17 protein-coding genes are annotated in these 17,579 nt (G+C 66.0%); 7 read left to right on the top strand and 10 right to left on the bottom strand.

The features are described from left to right. Window positions 1–11: 11 nt before the first annotated feature. Both H977_RS0130790 and H977_RS0130795 read right to left on the bottom strand, forming a co-directional pair. Entirely contained in the window at window positions 12–884 is an 873-nt protein-coding gene (locus H977_RS0130790) for an ABC transporter permease (RefSeq protein ID WP_196808356.1), read from the bottom strand. Continuing rightward, on the bottom strand, window positions 884–2,860 hold the full coding sequence (locus H977_RS0130795; protein ID WP_036477970.1) for an ABC transporter ATP-binding protein: 1,977 nt from the start codon (window positions 2,858–2,860) through the stop codon (window positions 884–886). Before H977_RS0130795 ends, H977_RS0130790 begins: the two co-directional genes overlap by 1 nt. A 299-nt stretch (window positions 2,861–3,159) precedes the next feature. Between H977_RS0130795 and H977_RS34255 the strand changes: the two genes are divergently transcribed. The 3 genes from H977_RS34255 (at window position 3,160) to H977_RS0130810 (ending at window position 5,341) form a co-directional block, all read left to right on the top strand. Next, window positions 3,160–3,840, top strand: coding sequence for a TetR/AcrR family transcriptional regulator (locus H977_RS34255; protein WP_502691234.1), 681 nt, complete (start codon window positions 3,160–3,162; stop codon window positions 3,838–3,840). Window positions 3,841–3,850: 10 nt separating this feature from the next. Beyond that, window positions 3,851–4,126 (top strand): YciI family protein, encoded by a 276-nt coding sequence (locus H977_RS0130805; RefSeq protein WP_029111469.1) that lies wholly within the window; start codon window positions 3,851–3,853, stop codon window positions 4,124–4,126. Window positions 4,127–4,288: 162 nt separating this feature from the next. Continuing rightward, window positions 4,289–5,341: an NAD(P)-dependent alcohol dehydrogenase gene (locus H977_RS0130810; protein WP_029111470.1), complete on the top strand. Its 1,053-nt coding sequence runs from the start codon at window positions 4,289–4,291 to the stop codon at window positions 5,339–5,341. Between the two features lie 63 nt (window positions 5,342–5,404). Here the strand turns inward: H977_RS0130810 and H977_RS0130815 are convergent, their stop codons facing one another. After that, on the bottom strand, window positions 5,405–5,755 hold the full coding sequence (locus tag H977_RS0130815) for a DUF3349 domain-containing protein (RefSeq protein ID WP_029111471.1): 351 nt from the start codon (window positions 5,753–5,755) through the stop codon (window positions 5,405–5,407). Between the two features lie 143 nt (window positions 5,756–5,898). Between H977_RS0130815 and H977_RS0130820 the strand changes: the two genes are divergently transcribed. Beyond that, the gene (locus H977_RS0130820; protein ID WP_029111472.1) at window positions 5,899–7,350 is read left to right on the top strand and encodes an LLM class flavin-dependent oxidoreductase; all 1,452 of its coding nucleotides are present in this window, start codon (window positions 5,899–5,901) and stop codon (window positions 7,348–7,350) included. A 75-nt stretch (window positions 7,351–7,425) separates the two neighbouring features. On the opposite strand, the gene H977_RS0130825 is transcribed toward H977_RS0130820, so the two are convergent. Continuing rightward, a complete protein-coding gene (locus tag H977_RS0130825) occupies window positions 7,426–8,799 on the bottom strand; it encodes an alpha/beta hydrolase (protein WP_029111473.1) in 1,374 nt (457 codons plus the stop codon). Between the two features lie 123 nt (window positions 8,800–8,922). Between H977_RS0130825 and H977_RS0130830 the strand changes: the two genes are divergently transcribed. Then, on the top strand, window positions 8,923–9,465 hold the full coding sequence (locus H977_RS0130830; RefSeq protein WP_231396101.1) for a hypothetical protein: 543 nt from the start codon (window positions 8,923–8,925) through the stop codon (window positions 9,463–9,465). A gap of 31 nt (window positions 9,466–9,496) precedes the next feature. Here the strand turns inward: H977_RS0130830 and H977_RS0130835 are convergent, their stop codons facing one another. Next, entirely contained in the window at window positions 9,497–10,558 is a 1,062-nt protein-coding gene (locus H977_RS0130835) for a cupin domain-containing protein (RefSeq protein ID WP_029111475.1), read from the bottom strand. Window positions 10,559–10,753: 195 nt separating this feature from the next. Here H977_RS0130835 and H977_RS0130840 point away from each other — a divergent pair, with 195 nt between their 5' ends. Further along, window positions 10,754–11,407 carry a response regulator gene (locus tag H977_RS0130840; RefSeq protein WP_029111476.1) on the top strand — a complete coding sequence of 218 codons (654 nt, stop codon included), beginning with the start codon at window positions 10,754–10,756 and terminating at the stop codon, window positions 11,405–11,407. A 52-nt stretch (window positions 11,408–11,459) separates the two neighbouring features. On the opposite strand, the gene nrdF is transcribed toward H977_RS0130840, so the two are convergent. The 3 genes from nrdF to H977_RS0130855 form a co-directional block, all read right to left on the bottom strand. After that, entirely contained in the window at window positions 11,460–12,422 is a 963-nt protein-coding gene (gene nrdF, locus H977_RS0130845; protein ID WP_036477774.1) for a class 1b ribonucleoside-diphosphate reductase subunit beta, read from the bottom strand. Between the two features lie 75 nt (window positions 12,423–12,497). Further along, window positions 12,498–14,039: a flavin-containing monooxygenase gene (locus tag H977_RS0130850; protein WP_029111478.1), complete on the bottom strand. Its 1,542-nt coding sequence runs from the start codon at window positions 14,037–14,039 to the stop codon at window positions 12,498–12,500. Between the two features lie 80 nt (window positions 14,040–14,119). After that, a complete protein-coding gene (locus H977_RS0130855; protein WP_029111479.1) occupies window positions 14,120–14,860 on the bottom strand; it encodes a TetR/AcrR family transcriptional regulator in 741 nt (246 codons plus the stop codon). A gap of 151 nt (window positions 14,861–15,011) precedes the next feature. Here H977_RS0130855 and H977_RS0130860 point away from each other — a divergent pair, with 151 nt between their 5' ends. Continuing rightward, window positions 15,012–16,190, top strand: a complete 1,179-nt coding sequence (locus tag H977_RS0130860) for an NAD(P)/FAD-dependent oxidoreductase (protein WP_029111480.1) — start codon at window positions 15,012–15,014, stop codon at window positions 16,188–16,190. 70 nt (window positions 16,191–16,260) lie between these two features. Here the strand turns inward: H977_RS0130860 and H977_RS0130865 are convergent, their stop codons facing one another. Together H977_RS0130865 and H977_RS0130870 are read right to left on the bottom strand one after the other, a co-directional pair. After that, window positions 16,261–17,097, bottom strand: a complete 837-nt coding sequence (locus H977_RS0130865; RefSeq protein ID WP_029111481.1) for a GNAT family N-acetyltransferase — start codon at window positions 17,095–17,097, stop codon at window positions 16,261–16,263. 101 nt (window positions 17,098–17,198) lie between these two features. Then, window positions 17,199–17,552 carry a cupin domain-containing protein gene (locus H977_RS0130870; RefSeq protein ID WP_029111482.1) on the bottom strand — a complete coding sequence of 118 codons (354 nt, stop codon included), beginning with the start codon at window positions 17,550–17,552 and terminating at the stop codon, window positions 17,199–17,201. Window positions 17,553–17,579: the final 27 nt, after the last annotated feature.

Consider the following 17,579-nt stretch of genomic DNA (forward strand, 5'->3'; position numbering starts at 1 on the left):
CGCGCAAGCGCTCATCGGCCGCTCTTCATCAGGTTCCGCAGGCAGTCACCCGCGATGTTCCCGACGAGTGCGAGCACCAGGACACCGAGTCCCGGCATCACCGGTATCCACCACTGCTGCAGGAAATAACTCAGGTTGCGCGCCGAGTCCGCACCCAGTTCCGGTGCCGGCGCCGCCTGTCCCAGACCGAGGAACGACAGTGCGGCCACGGTGAGGATCAGGGTGCCCAGGTCCAGGCTGGCGGCGACGAAGGCGTTCGGCAGCGCGCCGGGCAGCAGGTGCCGGGTGGCGAGCCGGAAACGACTCACGCCGGCCAGCTTTGCGGCCTCGACGTGGGGGCGAGCGGCCAGCCGCGTGATCTCGCCCCGTACCAGCCTGGCGTAGAACGGCCACCAGACGATCGACACCGCGATCAGTGTGTGCACGAAACTGGGTCCGAGTGCGGCGACGACGGCGATCGCGAGCACCGGCGCGGGCAGTGACAGAAACGCGTCGGTGATGCGCATCAGGATCGAGTCGATCCAGCCTCCCGCCGTGCCGGCGATCAAGCCCACCAGCCCGCCGATCGCCAGGCCGACCGCCACCACCACCAGTGCCGCGAACCAGCTCGAACGCGCGCCGTAGAGCACCCGCGACAGAATGTCGCGGCCGACGCTGTCTGTGCCCAGCAGGAAGCCGTTCTTGCCCGGAGCCTGCAGCGGCATACCCACGGGGGTGAGCGGGTCGTGCGGGGCGAGCAGCGGTACCGCGACGACGAGCAGGGTCAGGACGATCACCATCGAGAAACCGGCCCAGTTCACAACGGTGGATCGGGGCCACGACCATGACAGCCGACGTTGGGCACCGGCACGGGCCGGCGTGGGGAATGCGATCGCTATCGCCATCAGACGGCCCGCCTTTCGATACATGCCACGAGATGGGGGTTGCCCGGTGTGCCTTCCAGCCGGACGTCGAGTTCGTCACCGGCGCATGCCGGTACCGCGATCAGGCATCGGGGGTGGAATGCGCAGCCGTCCGGCGGCGACAGCGGGCTGGCGGGTTCACCGGACAGCACGCGTGATTCGCGGCCCAGGTCGGGGATCGCATCGACGAGGGCCCGGGTGTACGGATGCGCCGGGTCGCCGATGACGCGATCGGCGGGTCCGATCTCGACGATGCGGCCCAGATACATCACGGCGATCCGGTCGGCCACCACCCGCGCAACCGACAGATCGTGGGTCACGAACACGACCGACATGTCCAGGGTGCGGCGTAGATCCCCGATGAGGTTGAGGACCGAAGCGGCCAGCGACACGTCGAGCGCGCTGGTCGGCTCGTCACACAGCAGCACCGAAGGTGGCACGACAGTCGCCCGTGCCAAGGAAACCCGTTGCCGCTGACCGCCGGACAGCTCCCCTGAGCGTGCTTTGCCCACCTCGGCCGAGAGGCCGACCCGTTCGAGCACGTCGCTCACCGCGGTTCGGCGCTGAGCCGCCGACATCTTCCTGCCGCGCAGCCGTTCTGCGATCAGCTCACCCACCGACAACCAAGGCGTCAGCGAAGCGCCCGCGTCCTGGAAGACCATCTGCGGACGCTGACCACCGGCCACCTGGACAGATCCTGAGGTCGGGCTTTCCAGCCCCGCGATGATTCGCAACAGTGTCGACTTGCCCGAACCACTCTCGCCCACCAGCGCCACGGATTCTCCCTGGCGCACACGCATCGTCACGCCTCGCAGGGCGTGCAGCTTTCCGTGATTGTCGGCCGAACGATCGAGCCATCGCCGCGACACCGAGAACGTCTTGGTGATGTTGGCCAGCGCCACGGCCGGTGGCTGCTCACTGCTGCCCTGCTCCTTGGCCGGAAACAGACCCGCGGCGCCGGCCGTCGAAGAGCCCGACATGGCGGCGATGTCCGGTATCGGCCGGATGCAGGCGCTGACTCGTTGCGGCGCAACCACAACGGGCTCCGGTAGCGATGTGGCACAGTCGCCGACGGCCGCTGCGCACCGCGGCTCGAACGCACATCCGGGCAACGGCGACGCCGGGCTGGGCACCGCGCCGGGCAGCGCCGCGAGCTTCCGGTCACGTGCGGTATCCAGAGTGAGCCGGCTGCCGAGTAGTCCTTTGGTGTAGGGATGGGCGGGGTTGGCCAGTACCTCGGCGGCAGGGCCGATTTCGGCGATGCGGCCCGCGTAGAGCACCGCGATGCGGTCGGAGATCTGCGCTGCTACGCCCAGGTCATGGGTGATCAATACGATGCTGCAACCGATCTCGTCGCGCAGCCGCTGCAACAGCCGCAACACCTGAGCTTGAACGGTGACATCGAGCGCGGTGGTCGGTTCGTCGGCGATGACGAGTTCGGGGTCCCCGGCGACCGCCATGGCGATCATCACCCGCTGGCGCAATCCGCCGGAGAGTTCGTGCGGATATGCCCGCATCCGGCGCTCGGGTTCCGGAATGCCGACCGCGGTGAGCAGTCGCAGCGCCTCGTGCTCGCTGCCGGCTGCCTCCGCCACCTGCTTGCCGATCCGCATCGTCGGGTTCAGCGAGGTCATCGGATCCTGGAATACCGCACCGAGGTCGAGGCGGCGTACCTTGCGCAACGCCTTGGTCCCGCTGTTGACCATGTCGGAGTTCGCCACCTGGACCGACCCGCCGATCTTGGCGCTGGCGGGCAGCAGGCCCAGCATGGTGAAGCCCAGAACGGTTTTGCCGGAACCAGATTCACCGACCAGGCCGACTATCTCGCCAGGGGCGATGGTGAGCGAGATACCTCGTAGCGCGTGAATGTTGCGCCCGTTGCGACGGAAAGTCACGCTCAGGTTGTCTACGGTCGCGATCGGTTGTGCCGGTGAGAGTGACGTCGTCCCGGCGCGCATCACCGAGTCGTCGGCCGCGGAGTCTTCCCTGTCGAGGTCCGCGGGGAGGGTGACGTCGATCGTGGCCTCAGCCATCGTGGGCCTCCCAGAAGCGATTTGGCGATTGCGCGTCACCACCGTGTGCCGCAGCCTGTCGAGCGACAGTTTTCACCGGCGGCGGCGCCATCGGGTGTCACAGGCGTTAATGAGGTGTTAAGGAATTGACGGGGCCGGTAACTGTCACGTGTCGCGCGTTTCTATCGAGTGACCGGTACCCGTTGCGCTGGCTCTTCGCGGCCGGAGGGCCAACCATGGGCCCTATGGCAGGAAGACCACGGGTGCACGCCCAGCGTCGGCACGGGCTGACCGCTCGCGACGAAATCCTCGACGCCGCAGGGGAATTGTTCACCACAACCGGTTACGCGGGAACGTCGACACGAGCGATCGCCGAAGCGGTCGGCGTCCGCCAGGCTTCCCTGTACCACTACTTCAGAACCAAGGACGACATCCTGTGCGCCCTGCTGGAGCAGACGGTCGCACCGACGCTGGAGTTCATCCCGAGCCTGCTCGGTACCGAGCCCGCATTGACCGCAGAAGAGCACATGCACGCTCTGGCGGCGTTCGACGGCGCCCAACTGATGTCGGGCCGGTGGAACCTCGGCGCGCTGTATCTATTGCCTGAATTGCGTGAAGCCAAGCTTGAGCCGTTCTGGTCCGACCGGGAGCGGCTGCGGCTGCACTACCTTTCCGTAAGTCGTGCGCTGAGCCAGCGGACCGGCGTTCACGAAGCGGCCGCCGACCTCCCTTTCCGGCTCGTCGAATCGTTGGTCAACGTGTGGTCGATGCCTGCCGGTCCGGAACGCTCCGAGATGCCGTTCCACGTCGCGGATGCCTGTATGCGCGTCCTGGGCGTGCCCGATGATGCCGCCTCGGCTCTGCGGGCGCACAGCCACCTGGTGATCGAAGGACACAACACGAGCACCGCGTCCGCCGCCCCGTAGGGTGCTGTGCATGTTCCACGTGCTCACCACGACCTACCTGCAACCCCTCGATGTCGTCGATCAGACCCGCCCCGCCCACGTCGCGTGGCTCAAGGACGAAGTGGCCGCAGGGCGCATCCTGTTGGCGGGCCGTCTGGAGTCGGCGACCGGCGCTGTGCTGATCACCGGCGACCTCACCGAGGAGGAGGTCGAGGACGTGATCGCCCGCGATCCCTACACCGTGGCCGGGCTGATTCGCTGCGAACGCACGTCCTTCAACGGTTCGGTCCGCGCGCCCGAGCTGTGACCCGACCCCGGAGGGCCATCCGGGATATATGTCACATCGGGTCGCGGGATTACGGCCGCGGCGGGTGTCGTTGCAAGTCCTGGACTGCCTCTCAGGCAGTAGTCAGTTAACCGGACTAACCTTTTCCGGGACAAGCACAGACGACGAGCAAAGAGGGCTTTGATGAGCACTGTTTATGCCTATGCCGCGAATTCCGCCACCGAGCCGCTGGCCAAGACCACCATCACTCGCCGCGAGGTAGGACCCCACGATGTGGCGTTCGACATCCACTTCGCCGGCATCTGCCATTCCGACATCCACACCGTGAAGGCCGAGTGGGGCACCCCCAACTACCCCGTGGTGGCAGGTCACGAGATCGCCGGCGTCGTCACTGCGGTGGGCTCCGAGGTCACCAAGTACCAGGTGGGCGACCACGTCGGGGTCGGTTGTTTCATCGACTCCTGCCGTGAATGCGACAACTGCAAGGCCGGCCTGCAGCAGTACTGCACCGGTGACTACGGCATGCACGGCACCTACAACTCGACCGAGCGCGACGGTTCCCCGACCTACGGCGGCTACAGCGGCGCGATCGTCGTCGACGAGAACTACGTCCTGCGCATCCCGGACAGCATCCCGCTGGACAAGGCAGCTCCCCTGCTGTGCGCCGGCGTCACCTTGTTCTCTCCGCTGCGGCACTGGAACGCGGGCCCCGGCAAGCAGGTCGCGATCATCGGCCTCGGCGGTTTGGGCCACATGGGCGTCAAGCTCGCACACGCGATGGGCGCGCACGTCACCGTGCTCTCGCAGTCGCTGAAGAAGATGGAAGACGGGCTGCGCCTGGGCGCCGACGAGTACTACGCGACCAGCGACCCGGACACGTTCAGCAAGCTGGCCGGCCGTTTCGACCTCATCCTCAACACCGTGTCGGCCAATCTGGACCTCGGCGCCTACCTGGGCCTGCTCAAGGTCGACGGCACCCTGGTCGAACTCGGTATCCCGGAGCATCCGCTCGTGGTGCCGGCCTTCCCGCTGGCCGGCGGACGCCGCAGCATCTCCGGTTCGATGATCGGTGGCATCCCCGAAACCCAGGAGATGCTCGACTTCTGCGCCGAGCACAACGTGACTCCGGAGATCGAGGTCATCCAGCCCGATTACATCAATGAGGCCTACGAGCGCGTGCTGGCCAGTGACGTGCGGTACCGCTTCGTGATCGACACCGCCTCGCTGCGCGCCTAGTCGAAAACCACGTCAACGCCGAGGGGTGCAGTCACGTCCGACTGCAACCCTCGGCGTTACGCGTTATGGGCCCTCAGGGTCGGGGGTGGCGTCGGCCTCGAGGTCGACGCCGGCAAGCGGCCAGCCCGCGGCGGCCAGTCGGGCCGCCACCCGTTGAATGTTCTCCGGTCCGGCGTCGTGGTGGGCGACCTCGGCGATGAACTCCGCGATGTCGTCGCGCTCGATGGGATCGTCGATGTCGGCGGGCGCTGCGGCCTCGGCGATGTTGCGCACCACCTCGGCCACCTGCTCTTCGGTGAGCGGGGTGGCCCGCAGGAGCGCGAGCAGGGGCACCCGATCGGTGCCCGGGACCCCTTCCGGGTAGCCGGCGCGCAGCCAGTTCAGGACCGAGATCAGCAGCGACTTTGTTGACACCCGGCTAAGTTACGCGGCTGCCCGGCGAACCCTCCACTGGAGGAGCCACAGTTGGATGGCCATTCATTCCTGATTCACCGCCAAAACAATCCCCCTGAGCGCAACCGGTGACTGCCCGGTGGCCGCCCGGCATCCTCGGCACAGTGAGCCGCGTGATCCGTTTCAATGCCTTCGACATGAACTGTGTCGCCCATCAGTCGCCCGGTTTGTGGCGTCATCCAGAGGACCAGTCCTGGCGCTACAAAGACATCACCTACTGGACTGAGCTGGCAAAGCTGTTGGAACGCGGGCGTTTTGACGGACTGTTCATCGCCGACGTACTCGGTACGTACGACGTGTACGGCGCCAGTGACGAGGCGGCGATCCGTCAGGCCGCGCAGATACCCGTCGGCGACCCGATGCTGCTGGTGTCGGCGATGGCGCTCGTGACCGAGAACCTCGGCTTCGGCATCACCACCGGGACCGGATTCGAAAATCCCTATCCCTTCGCGCGGCGGATGTCGACGCTGGATCATCTGACCAACGGCCGGGTCGGCTGGAACGTCGTCACCGGATATCTGCCTGCCGCGGCGCGCAACATGGGCCAGACCGATCAGCCGGCCCACGACGCGCGCTACGACCACGCCGACGAGTACCTCGAGGTGCTCTACAAACTGTGGGAGGGCTCCTGGGAGGACGGCGCGGTGGTGCGTGACGCCGAGCGCGGAGTGTTCACCGACCCGGCCAAGGTGCACCACATCGGTCATTCCGGCGCCCATTTCAGCGTTCCCGGCGTGCATCTGGCCGAACCATCGCCGCAGCGCACGCCGGTCATCTATCAGGCCGGCTCATCTCCGCGCGGGGTGCGATTCGCCGCGGAGAACGCCGAGGCCATCTTCACCGCCGCCCCCACCAAAGCGCTTCTGCGCGAGACGGTTTCCACCATCCGCGCCGAACTTGAGCTCGCCGGCCGGGATCCGTACTCGGCCAAGGTCTTCAATCTCACCACCATCGTCACCGCCGACACCGACGAAGCCGCCCACGCCAAGCACGCCGAGTACCTGGCCTACGGCGATCCCGAGGGTGCGCTGGTGTTCATGTCCGGGTGGATGGGCGTCGACCTGGCCCAGTACGGCCTCGACGAGCCGATCGGCAATGTCGACTCCAATGCAATCCTGTCCGCCGTCAAGGCCTTTCAGTCCGCCTCGGACAAGGGCGGTGAGTGGAATGTCCGCGATATCGCCGAGTGGGGTGAGATCGGCGGCATGGGACCGCGCATCGTCGGGTCCGGTGTACACGTGGCCGACACCCTGCAGGAGTGGGTCGACGAGACCGACGTCGACGGCTTCAACCTGGCATACGCGATCACCCCCGGATCCTTCGAGGAGTTCATCGAGCACGTCGTTCCGGTCCTCACCGAGCGCGGCGCCTACCAGACGGAGTACGCGCCCGGCAGCCTGCGCAACAAGCTGCTGGGGCAAGGCGATCGCCTGGCCGACGAGCATCGCGGGGCCAGTTACCGTGTCGGAGGGCCGAAGTCGACCATCATCGAGCGTCCGTCGACGCTGCCGTCCTCGTCCGCGTCGACGGCTGCCCAGCCCGCGCGTGGCCGCTGAACTCGCCGAGCAGACGTAAAACAGCCCCAAATCCGGTGATTTCAGACAGTTTTGCGTCTGCTCGCGCGGGAAACTCTAGCGCGGCGCAGCCTGGACGTTCGTGGGTTGCGGCCCCAACGTCGACGGCGGCAGTTGGGATTCCGCGACGCCGGGCGTGTTCAGCTGACCGGCCAGCCACGGTAAAGCGGCACCAAAGGCGTTGGCCGCGAACGCCCAATCGTGGCGGCCCGGCGCGGTGGTCACCGAGCAGTTGACCGCGTCGGCGCGGGCCTCCTCGCACAGCGTGGTCGCCGCGACGTCTTGGGCTTCAGGATTGGCCGTGGGGTCATGGGTTACCCCACCGTGGTGCGGCACCTCGAACCACGCCGACACATCGGAGTACCGGCCGTGGCGGCGCATGATGGTGATCGGGTCGTACGCCGCCCAGGCATCGGCGTCCCCGCCGAACAGGCGATTGATCGTTTGTGTCTTGTCCCCCGCATTCGGGCGCAGATCACCGGCGATGTCGACGAACGACCGGAACATGTCAGGGTGCATCAGGGTCAGGTCCACCGCGCAGGTGCCGCCCATCGACCAGCCCGCGATCCCCCAGCCGTCACGGTCAGGACGCACCCCGAAGTTTGATATCAGGTACGGGACAACGTCTTTGGTGAGGTGGTCCGCGGAGTTTCCGCGAGCGCCGTTGACGCACTCGGTGTCGTTGGTGAATGAGCCGGTGGCGTCGACGAATACGAACACCGGGGCGTTGCCGTCGTGTGCGGCTGCGAATCCGTCGATGATGCCGAGCACGTTGCCCGCCCGCAGCCAGTCGGCCGGGGTGTTCAGTTGTGAGCCGATCATCATGACCGCCGGAAGTTGCGGTGGCGGATTACTGGCGAACCAGGCCGGCGGAAGGTAGACGAGCTCACCGCGGTGGCTGAAACCTGAAGCCGCCGAGTCGATGGTCACCGGGACCAGGACACCGCTGGGCGGGCGGAAGTGGGCCAGTTGCATCTTGGTCACCGTCAACCGGTCCGTCTGCCCCGGCAGTGGACTCGAGGTGAGCTGCTTCCACATGCCGTCGACCGTCGGGAAGTATCCGACCCAGCTGTTGAGCGTCAGCGCACAGGCCAAACCGCACACCCCGACGGCGGCCACCGACACGGTGCGGCGCCACCATCGAGCACTCACCCAGCCCAGCAGTGCGACACCGACAGCCAGCATGCTCAACGCGATCCAGGCCCACAGCTCGGGCGGCCCGGCGTTGCCCGCCACTCCGATCGAGTCGATGTACCAGTACGTCACGCCCGCCAATGCGGCCGCTACGACCACCAGTGCGGGCAACAACCGGCGGCGCCACCGCTGCGAACGCCAACCCACGGCGGTTCCCAGCAGCAGTGCGGCGATCGCCTGCACGGCAAATGGGAACCAGCCGTGGATCAGTGAGATCTGCGCGATGAGCCGGTGCATCAGCTCTTTTCTTATCAACGCCAACTGTCAGCTCGCTGGGCGAACGCTGAGCGGCCGGCCGCACACCGGCGGCATCTTGCAAGTGGTTCAGCGTGCCAGGGAGGCACGCTTTAAGGTAATGCGATGCGCATGAGGATGCTGGTGGCTGTGATGAGCGTGGCTCTCGGGGCCGGCGCCGGCGTCCCCGGTATGGCCGCAGGCGATCCACCGCCACCGCCACCCCCGCCGCCGCTCAATCTCAACGCACTCACACCCGTGAAGCCGTCAGACTTCGCGATGCAGAACGGCGAGTACTACGCGTTCGCGGTGCCGGGTGATATCGCATGCGCGATCAGCCGCGGATCAGGCAAGTACGGCTGCAGCGGCCCGTTGCCCGCAGCACCCGACGGGGCCAACGCGGTTACGGGCGCACAGCAGGGGCCGCCCACGTTCTTGAGCGACAACCGGCCGCTGTTCGTCTTCGACGGGCTGCCCAACCGGTTGGCACCCGGTTCACGCATCAGCTTCCGCAACGTGACCTGCGGGACCGACGGCACGGTGACGATGTGCAGTAACTCCTTTGACGGGGCGGGATTCGTCCTCAGCCCGGGGAGTAGCCACGTCCTCGATCCGAACAACCCACTGCTGCTCAATACCGGCGAGGGGCGCAACCCGTACGCCAACTAGTGAGAAGTCCCACGATCGACCCTCGCCGGCGTCATTGGCCGACGGCGTAGGAGTCGACCGGGTTGCGCCGGCGAACGATCAACGGATCGGCCGCGGTGAAGGGGAATTCGGGTAGATCCTCGATGTGGCAGTCGAAGACGGCCGCCAAGGTCGCGCGCGAGTAGGCGCTCATCGATGCCCGGTAGCCGATGTCGGCCGGGGTGGGCTGGTCGAAAAAAATCAGGAAATGCAGATCGGGTGAATCGACAACTTCAATGTGGTGCGGGTAGGCCCGCGGCACGAAGTAGACGTCACCGCGGCGCAGGTGCCACGTGTCCAGGGAACCATCGGGGTTCATAACCGTCATCCGCGCGGAACCCGATTGCACATAACCCATTTCGGCGGTGACCGGATGCCAGTGCGGCTCCCGCATACCGTCCTCGCGGATGCGCAGCGAGTACATCGAAAGATCCTTGAGTGCCGGCCAGAACTGCTTGCGGGCCGTGCGCGCCGACCCGTACTCCGCGGCCACCGGGGCACTCATCGCCTCCACTCCGAACTTGTGCGGGTCCCCGAACCTGGCCGAGGACGGGATGACCGCGTCACCGGTGCGGGCGGCCAAGGTGCGGTCAACGGTGCTGCGGCGCAGTGTGGACAGATCGCCGGTGTCCAGGTCGTAGGTGTTGCCCAGCACCGCATCCGTCATTGCACCCAACGAGGCGGCCAGCCCGAAATCCTCGGGGCGTTCGTTCCGGAAGGTGATGATGAACTCGGCCGGTTCGGTGCCGATGTTCTCGATGTGGTGCAGTGCACCGGAATCGATGTGGAACATCTCACCCGCGCCGATGGTGAACGACGAAAAGCGACTGCCGTCATCGAGAACCGACACCAGCGCCGTCCCGGACACACAGTAGGTGAGTTCGTTGGCGTTGGCGTGCCAGTGCGGTGTCCTCATGGCGCCGGGGTTGAGCACCAGCCGCTTGATCGACATGCCCCGCAGTATCGGAAAGCTGTCGGCGGTGACCCGGTGGATGGATCCGAGGTCGGACTGTTCGACATCGGTGCTGGCGAGAAGCGAGACGACGTGTGCGCTCCGGACGGATGCTGCGGTCATGCGGATGTCCTCCTCGGTTCGGTGGTGGCTGCATTCCAGCGTCGCAACCGGCGGCCGCACTGTCCTCGACGCTGGCATCCATATCTGGGGGCGGTTGCCCATAGGCCCGACTACCGGCTAGCCACCATTCCCGTGACGCGCCGCGCGGGTATCGCGCCGGGGTGCGACAATGCAGCCGCGCTGAAGGAGGTAGTCATGTGCGCGCTGCGGGTGGCCATCGCCGACGATGACGTGCTGCTGCGGGAAGGGCTTGCCAGTCTCCTGCAGCGGGAGGGATTCGAGATCGCCGGCCAGGCCGGGGATGCGACCGAACTACTGCGCCTCGTCGAGGAGACTCAGCCACAGCTGGTGCTTGTCGACATCCGCATGCCGCCGGATCACCACACCGAAGGCCTTGATGCCGCCAGGGCAATCCGACAGCGGTGGCCGCAGACGGCCATCCTGGTGCTGTCGGCCCATGTCGATGTCGACCATGCGATGGAACTGCTGGCCGGTGGGCAGAGCATCGGATACCTACTGAAGAGCCGCGTCACCGATGTCGCCGATTTCGTCGATACCGTGCAGCGGATCGCCAACGGCGCCTCGGTGGTCGATCCGGCCCTGGTAGCTGAGTTGGTGTCGGCGCGGCGCCGTCATGACCCGCTGGCGGCGCTCAGCACCCGGGAACGGGAGGTGCTGACGCTGATGGCGGAGGGACTGTCCAATGCCGCGATCGGGCGTCGCCTCTGGGTAACCGAGGGCACCGTCGAAAAGCATGTGCGCGCGATCCTCACCAAACTGAACCTTCCCGAGACCGGCGATGACCACCGCCGGGTCCGGGCCGTCATCATGTTTCTCGAGGCTCGCTGAGCATCTCCCCGCTTCGCGCCGATGCCTGCGCCAGCCGGAATCCTTCGGAAAGCTAGAAGTCCCAGTCCTCGTCTTCGGTGTTGACGGCCTTGCCGATCACGTAGCTCGAACCCGAGCCCGAGAAGAAGTCGTGGTTCTCGTCGGCGTTCGGTGAGAGTGCGGACAGGATCGCCGGGTTCACGTCGGTCTCGTCCTTGGGGAACAGCGCCTCGTAGCCGAGGTTCATCAGCGCCTTGTTGGCGTTGTAGCGCAGGAACTTCTTGACGTCCTCGGTCAGACCGACCTCGTCGTAGAGGTCCTGGGTGTATTCGACCTCGTTGTCGTAGAGCTCGAAGAGCAGCTCATAGGTGTAATCCTTGAGCTCCGTACGCTTTTGCTCGTCGACCAGGGCCAGGCCACGCTGGTATTTGTAGCCGATGTAGTAGCCGTGCACGGCCTCGTCGCGGATGATCAGCCGGATCATGTCGGCGGTGTTGGTCAGCTTGGCTCGGCTGCTCCAGTACATCGGCAGGTAGAAGCCCGAGTAGAACAGGAAGCTCTCCAGCAGGGTGGAGGCCACCTTGCGCTTCAGCGGCTCGTCACCCTTGTAGTACTGCATGACGATCTCGGCCTTGCGCTGCAGGTTCGGGTTCTCCTCCGACCAGCGGAACGCATCATCGATCTCGGCTGTCGAGCACAGCGTGGAGAAGATGTTGGAGTAGCTGCGGGCGTGCACCGACTCCATGAAGGCGATGTTGGTGTAGACGGCTTCCTCGTGCGGGGTCAGTGCATCGGGGATCAAGCTGACCGCCCCGACGGTGCCCTGGATGGTGTCCAGCAGTGTCAGGCCGGTGAACACCCGCATGGTGAGCTGCTTCTCGTGCGCGGTCAGCGTGCCCCACGACGGGATGTCGTTGGACACCGGCACCTTCTCCGGCAACCAGAAATTGCCGGTGAGCCGATCCCAGACTTCGGCGTCCTTCTCATCCTGGAGCCGGTTCCAGTTGATCGCTGACACGCGGTCGATCAGCTTCATGCCTTCGCTCACCGGAACCCCATTTCACCAGGTCGTTGTGTTTGCCGGACAGTATCCACGACACTACCCCTGGGGCTAATGACCCGCGGTGACCGCAACACCTTGTGTTTTCGTGTCGCGCGCCTCATGGATGAAATCGAACTCCTTCGGGTCCAGCTTCCGCGTTGCCAGCCAGTACTGCCAGGTCATGCCGCTCCACAGCGTGCGGTTGACGCCGTGGTTGTCCATGTACCAGCTCCGGCAACCTCCGGTGTTGAACACCGTGTCGGCCAGATCGTGTTGCAGCTCAGCGTTGAACTCGGCCTGGGCGCGGGGACTGGGCGACAGGGCCTGGGCTCCGGCCTTGTCGACGGCGGCGATCGCCTGGCCCACGTACCGGATCTGCTGCTCGATCATGAACACCACCGAGTTGTGCCCGAGTGCGGTGTTGGGACCGAGCAGGAAGAACAGGTTGGGCATCCCCGATACGGCGACGCCGCGGTGTGCGGACATCCCCTCGCGGTTCCACCGGTCCACCAGGTCCTCGCCGCCGGCACCCTTGATGTCGACGTAGGTATAGGAATCCGTGACGTGGAAGCCGGTGGCGAACACCACGACGTCGGCTGGGTGCTCGACACCGTCGGCGGTGACGATGCCGGCCGGCGTCATCCGGGTGATGGACTCGGTGATCACCTGGGTCTTGGGGTTGGCGATCCCGCGGTAGTAGGTGTCGGAGTTGAGGATTCGTTTACAGCCGGCGCGGTAGCTCGGCGTGAGTTTGCGGCGCAGCTCGGGATCTTTGATGCTGCGGTTGATGTTGTACCGGCCCATCGCCTCGCCGATCTTGAGCAGCCAGGGCTGCTGCGTCATGGCGAAGCCGACGCCTTCGTGAATCCAGTAGATGGCGGCGCGCATCGCCGCGCGGGTGCCGGGCACGTAGGAGAACGTGCGCCGGATCCATTGCGGGAACTTGTTGTTCACCCGCGGCATGACCCACGGTGGGGTGCGCTGGTACAGGTGGAGCTCCGCGACGTCCTTGACGATCTCGGGCACGATCTGGATGGCGCTGGCACCGGTGCCGATGACAGCGACGCGCTTGCCTTTGATGTCGACGCTGTGGTCCCACTGCGCGGAATGGAAAGCCGCACCGGCAAATTCCTCGCGTCCTTCGATGTCGGGGATCTGCGGGATGTGCAGGCCGCCGGCGCCCGACACCAGGAACTGGGCGATGAACTCCTGCCCGGTGTCGCTGAACACGTGCCAGCGCAGCTCCTGGTCGTCCCAGTGCGCGCGGTCCACGTGGGTGTTGAACCGGGTGTAGCGGCGCAGCCCGTACTTGGACGCCACCCCCAACAGGTAGTCCTGGATCTCGGGCTGGAACGACCACATGTGGCTCCAGTCCGCCTTGGGCTCGAACGAGAACGAGTACATGTGCGACGGGATGTCGCAGGCACACCCCGGATAGGTGTTGTCGCGCCACGTGCCGCCGAATTCACCGGCCTTCTCCAGGATGAGGAAATCGACGCCTCGGCGTTGCAGCTCGATCGCCATTCCCATTCCCGAGAACCCGCTGCCGATGATCAGGGCACGGGTCTGGATTGGTTGCTGGCCCTGCGGCGAGGGTTGGGCAGCCGTCATAGCTCAGGTCCTTTTCTGGGAACGGCGGTACCGGATACTTCCCAGTCTCCGGACCTGGGACCCGACTGTCAACGAGATGGTCAGCTGGCGTGCTGGCGACGCTGGACGCCCTCGTGAAGCGGCAGATCCGGGTCGATCCAGATGCCGAGCAGTTCGCAGGTGCCGTTGATGGAACCGACCATGATCGTGGTCAGGTGGTTGACGAATTCCTCGGCCGGCATCCGGCGCGGGCTGTCTTCGTCGGTGCCCAGCCACCAGTCGGTGGCCGAGGCGCATGCGCCGAAGGTGGCAAAAGCGGCCAGCTCGATCGCGGCCCCGTCGAGTTCCATTTCGCGCAGCTCGTTGGAGAACATGTCGGCCATCGCCAGGGTGATGCCGCGTCCTTCGTTGAGTGCCCGCATGGTCGATTCGCTCTGTTCGGCGAACCGGCCCTGGATCAGGAAGCGCAGCACGTTGGGGTGCTCGTCGACCAGCCGCACGTACTGTTCGACGCTGCGCCGGATGACTTCTCGGGCCGGGTCGGCGCCGAGGTTGATCGCCGGGAAGATCGCCGACCACAGCATGTCGCGCAGCCGCTCACCGATCGCCTGGAACAGATCGGATTTGTCGGCGAAGTGACGGTAGATCTTGGGCTTGGCCGTACCGGCCTCTTCCGCGATCTCTCGCAGGCTGAGTTCGGGGCCCAACCGGTCGATCGCCCGGAACGATGCGTCGACGATTTCGGAGCGCACCTTCTTACGGTGCTCACGCCAGCGCTCGCTCCGGGCGTCTACCTTGACGCCCGGGCCATCGCTGGAATGTGATCTCGACGTTCGCCGCACGCGATCACTGTACCTGTCCTGATAGCGCTGACCTGCCCAGACCGCCCCACAACACGCGGTTTTGCCGTTTGACCCGGGCGTTCGCCCGTCAAGCCACCGACACTGCGCTTGGGTACTATCGCAGCCACAGTCAACCTATGAGACGAGGCTCATGACGCAGCGATACGACCTGGTCATAGCAGGTGGCGGCCCATCGGGGTCGGCCGCGGCGTGGCAGGCCGCCCAGACCGGCGCCAAGGTTTTGGTGCTGGACAAGGCGGAGTTCCCCCGCGACAAGCCCTGTGGCGACGGGCTCACCGCCCGCGCGGTGAGCTACCTGCAGAAGATGGGGCTGGCCGACGAGGTCGCCAAGTTCCATCGGGTCAACAAGGTGACCGTGTTCAGCCCCAGTGAGTGGGAATTGTCGTTCCCGCGGCGCCCCGGGATGCCCGACCACGGCCATACGGTGAGCCGCACCGAACTGGACACCCTGCTGCTCAAGCACGCCGAGTCCGCCGGTGCCGAGGTGCGTCAGGGCTCCGAGGTCGCCGGCCCGGAGTTCGACGCCAAGGGGCGCGTGGTCGGCGTGGTGCTCAAGAACGGTGAGAAGTTCTACGGCGACGCGGTCATCGCGGCTGACGGTGCCTACTCCCCCATCAAGCGGGCACTGAAGATCGACTCGGAGTACAACGGCTACTCGGCCATCGCCATCCGTTCCGAGATGCACGCCAACCGCCCCGACAGCGACGCCTTTGAGATCTACCTCAAGCTGCTGTTCCAGGGTGATCAGCTGCCTGGTTACGGCTGGGTCTTCCCGATGGGCGGGGGCCGGTTCAACATCGGTCTCGGCTACGTCAACAGCTACAAGAACTGGCAGTCCATCAACGCCACCCAGTTCCTCGGCGACTTCCTGCGGACCTTGCCCGCCGAATGGGAGCTGCCCCCGATCGAGGAGCTGAAGAAGAACAAGAGCGTGCGGGCCTGGCGATTGCCGATGGGCTTCACGGCCTGGCCGCCGTGGCGTCCGGGCGTGCTGTTCGTCGGGGATTCGCTGGGTGCCGGCAAGCCGGTGTCCGGGGCGGGCATCTCCAAGGCGCTCGAATCCGGTTTGACCGCAGGCGAATGCGCGATTGCCGCGCTGACCAACGGCGGACCCGACGACTTCACGAACTACGAGCAGCGGATGCGCGCGGCGTGGGGTCGTGAGTACCGGCGCGGCCGGTTCTTCAACAAGCTCGCCGGGATGCCCGCCGTCGCGGGCGCGGGCCTGAAGGCGTTGGACAACCACACGTTCCGCGACATGCTGCTCAAGTCGCTCTACAAGAAGGCGCAGAGCCCGCAGCACACGTAGCCGCTGGACATCAAGAATGAGGCCTCCGCGAAAGACATCTTTCCGCGGAGGCTTCATTCTTGCCGCGCCCTCAGTTTCCGTTCAACGTGTATCGCACGTCCTCGGCGACAGGTTCGAAACCGATGCGCCTGTACACCCGGTTGGACACCGGATTGGCGGAGTCGGCGAACAACACGACCTCGCTCGCCCCTTCCCGGTGGGCGAATTGCACAGCGGCGGCGGTGACCGCGGCGGCGTACCCGTGGCCACGGTGTTCGGGCGGGGTATAGACCGGCCCGATACGGGACGTGCCGACGGCGGCTGCGCGCACCCGGGCCATGCTGACCGGTTCCCCGTTCACCGCCCACAGCAGGACGTGGTCACCGGCGTCGCCCATCGAGGTGAGCATGGCCTTGCTCGCCTCGAGATTCGACGGCTCGTCGAATGCCTCGACGAAGAATTCGTTCAGCCACGGCACGACGGTCTCCTCGTCTCGGGTTCCGGCAGTTCGCCATGTACCCGCGACGCCGCTCGGTGGGGTCAGCTCCCCCAGTCGATAGAGCACGTCGCGTGATGACTCGGCGGCCTGCACACCCGTGACCCTGTGCCACGCCTGCGTGAAAGCTGTTGCTGTCGCCGGTGTTCCACGCGCCCCCGACAGGTTCGCCCGCGCCGCTGCGAGCGCCTCGACCGCCGTCGTCGCCGTCTCGGCCGGCAGGCCATTCACCAACAGCACCGAATCCCGGGTCTGCACAGCCGCGCCCGCCACACCATTTTTGTCGGTGACCGACAACAAGATTCGTTCTGTGGGCCAGGGCGCCGTGCGCAGAACCGTCAGCTCCAAGGTGAACAGCACCGGGTCCCGGCGGTACACCGTCCGCTCGAAGGGTTCGAAGTCGGCCGGGGACTGATGCAGATGGGCCTCCATGCCTCAAGGGTGCGGGCTCAATCGGGCGATCGCTACTGATTTTCCCGGCCGGCGGCCTAGCGCTGACTCCTGGGCGGCCCGGTGTCGGCCCGGAGCTCTGCCTAGCCTTCCGGGTAGAACAGGAACAACACACAACCCTGCGTGGATTGCGGTACATGCCATGAGCCCGCCGGGGCATGCAGGAATGTGCCTGCGGCATAGTCATTGACGCCGTCGTTGAAGACGCCGGAAACAACGTAGACCTCTTCGGGGCCTGGGTCGTGCAGGTCTTCCCCGGCCCAGGTCGCGCCCGGTGCGATCGTTGTCACCGCCGCCTTGGCACCGTTGGCGCCCCGCCAGAGCAGTTGGACGGTGATGCCTGGAGAGACTTCGCTCGGTTCGACGTCCGCCGTTGATTTCCATACATATCCGGGCGCGTTGGGGCCGAACGACGCCAGGTCACCATCAGTTGTCATGTGAGCACGAACCGAGCGCACCGGCTC

The organism is Mycobacterium sp. URHD0025, from assembly GCF_000426065.1.
GTDB lineage: Bacteria > Actinomycetota > Actinomycetes > Mycobacteriales > Mycobacteriaceae > Mycobacterium.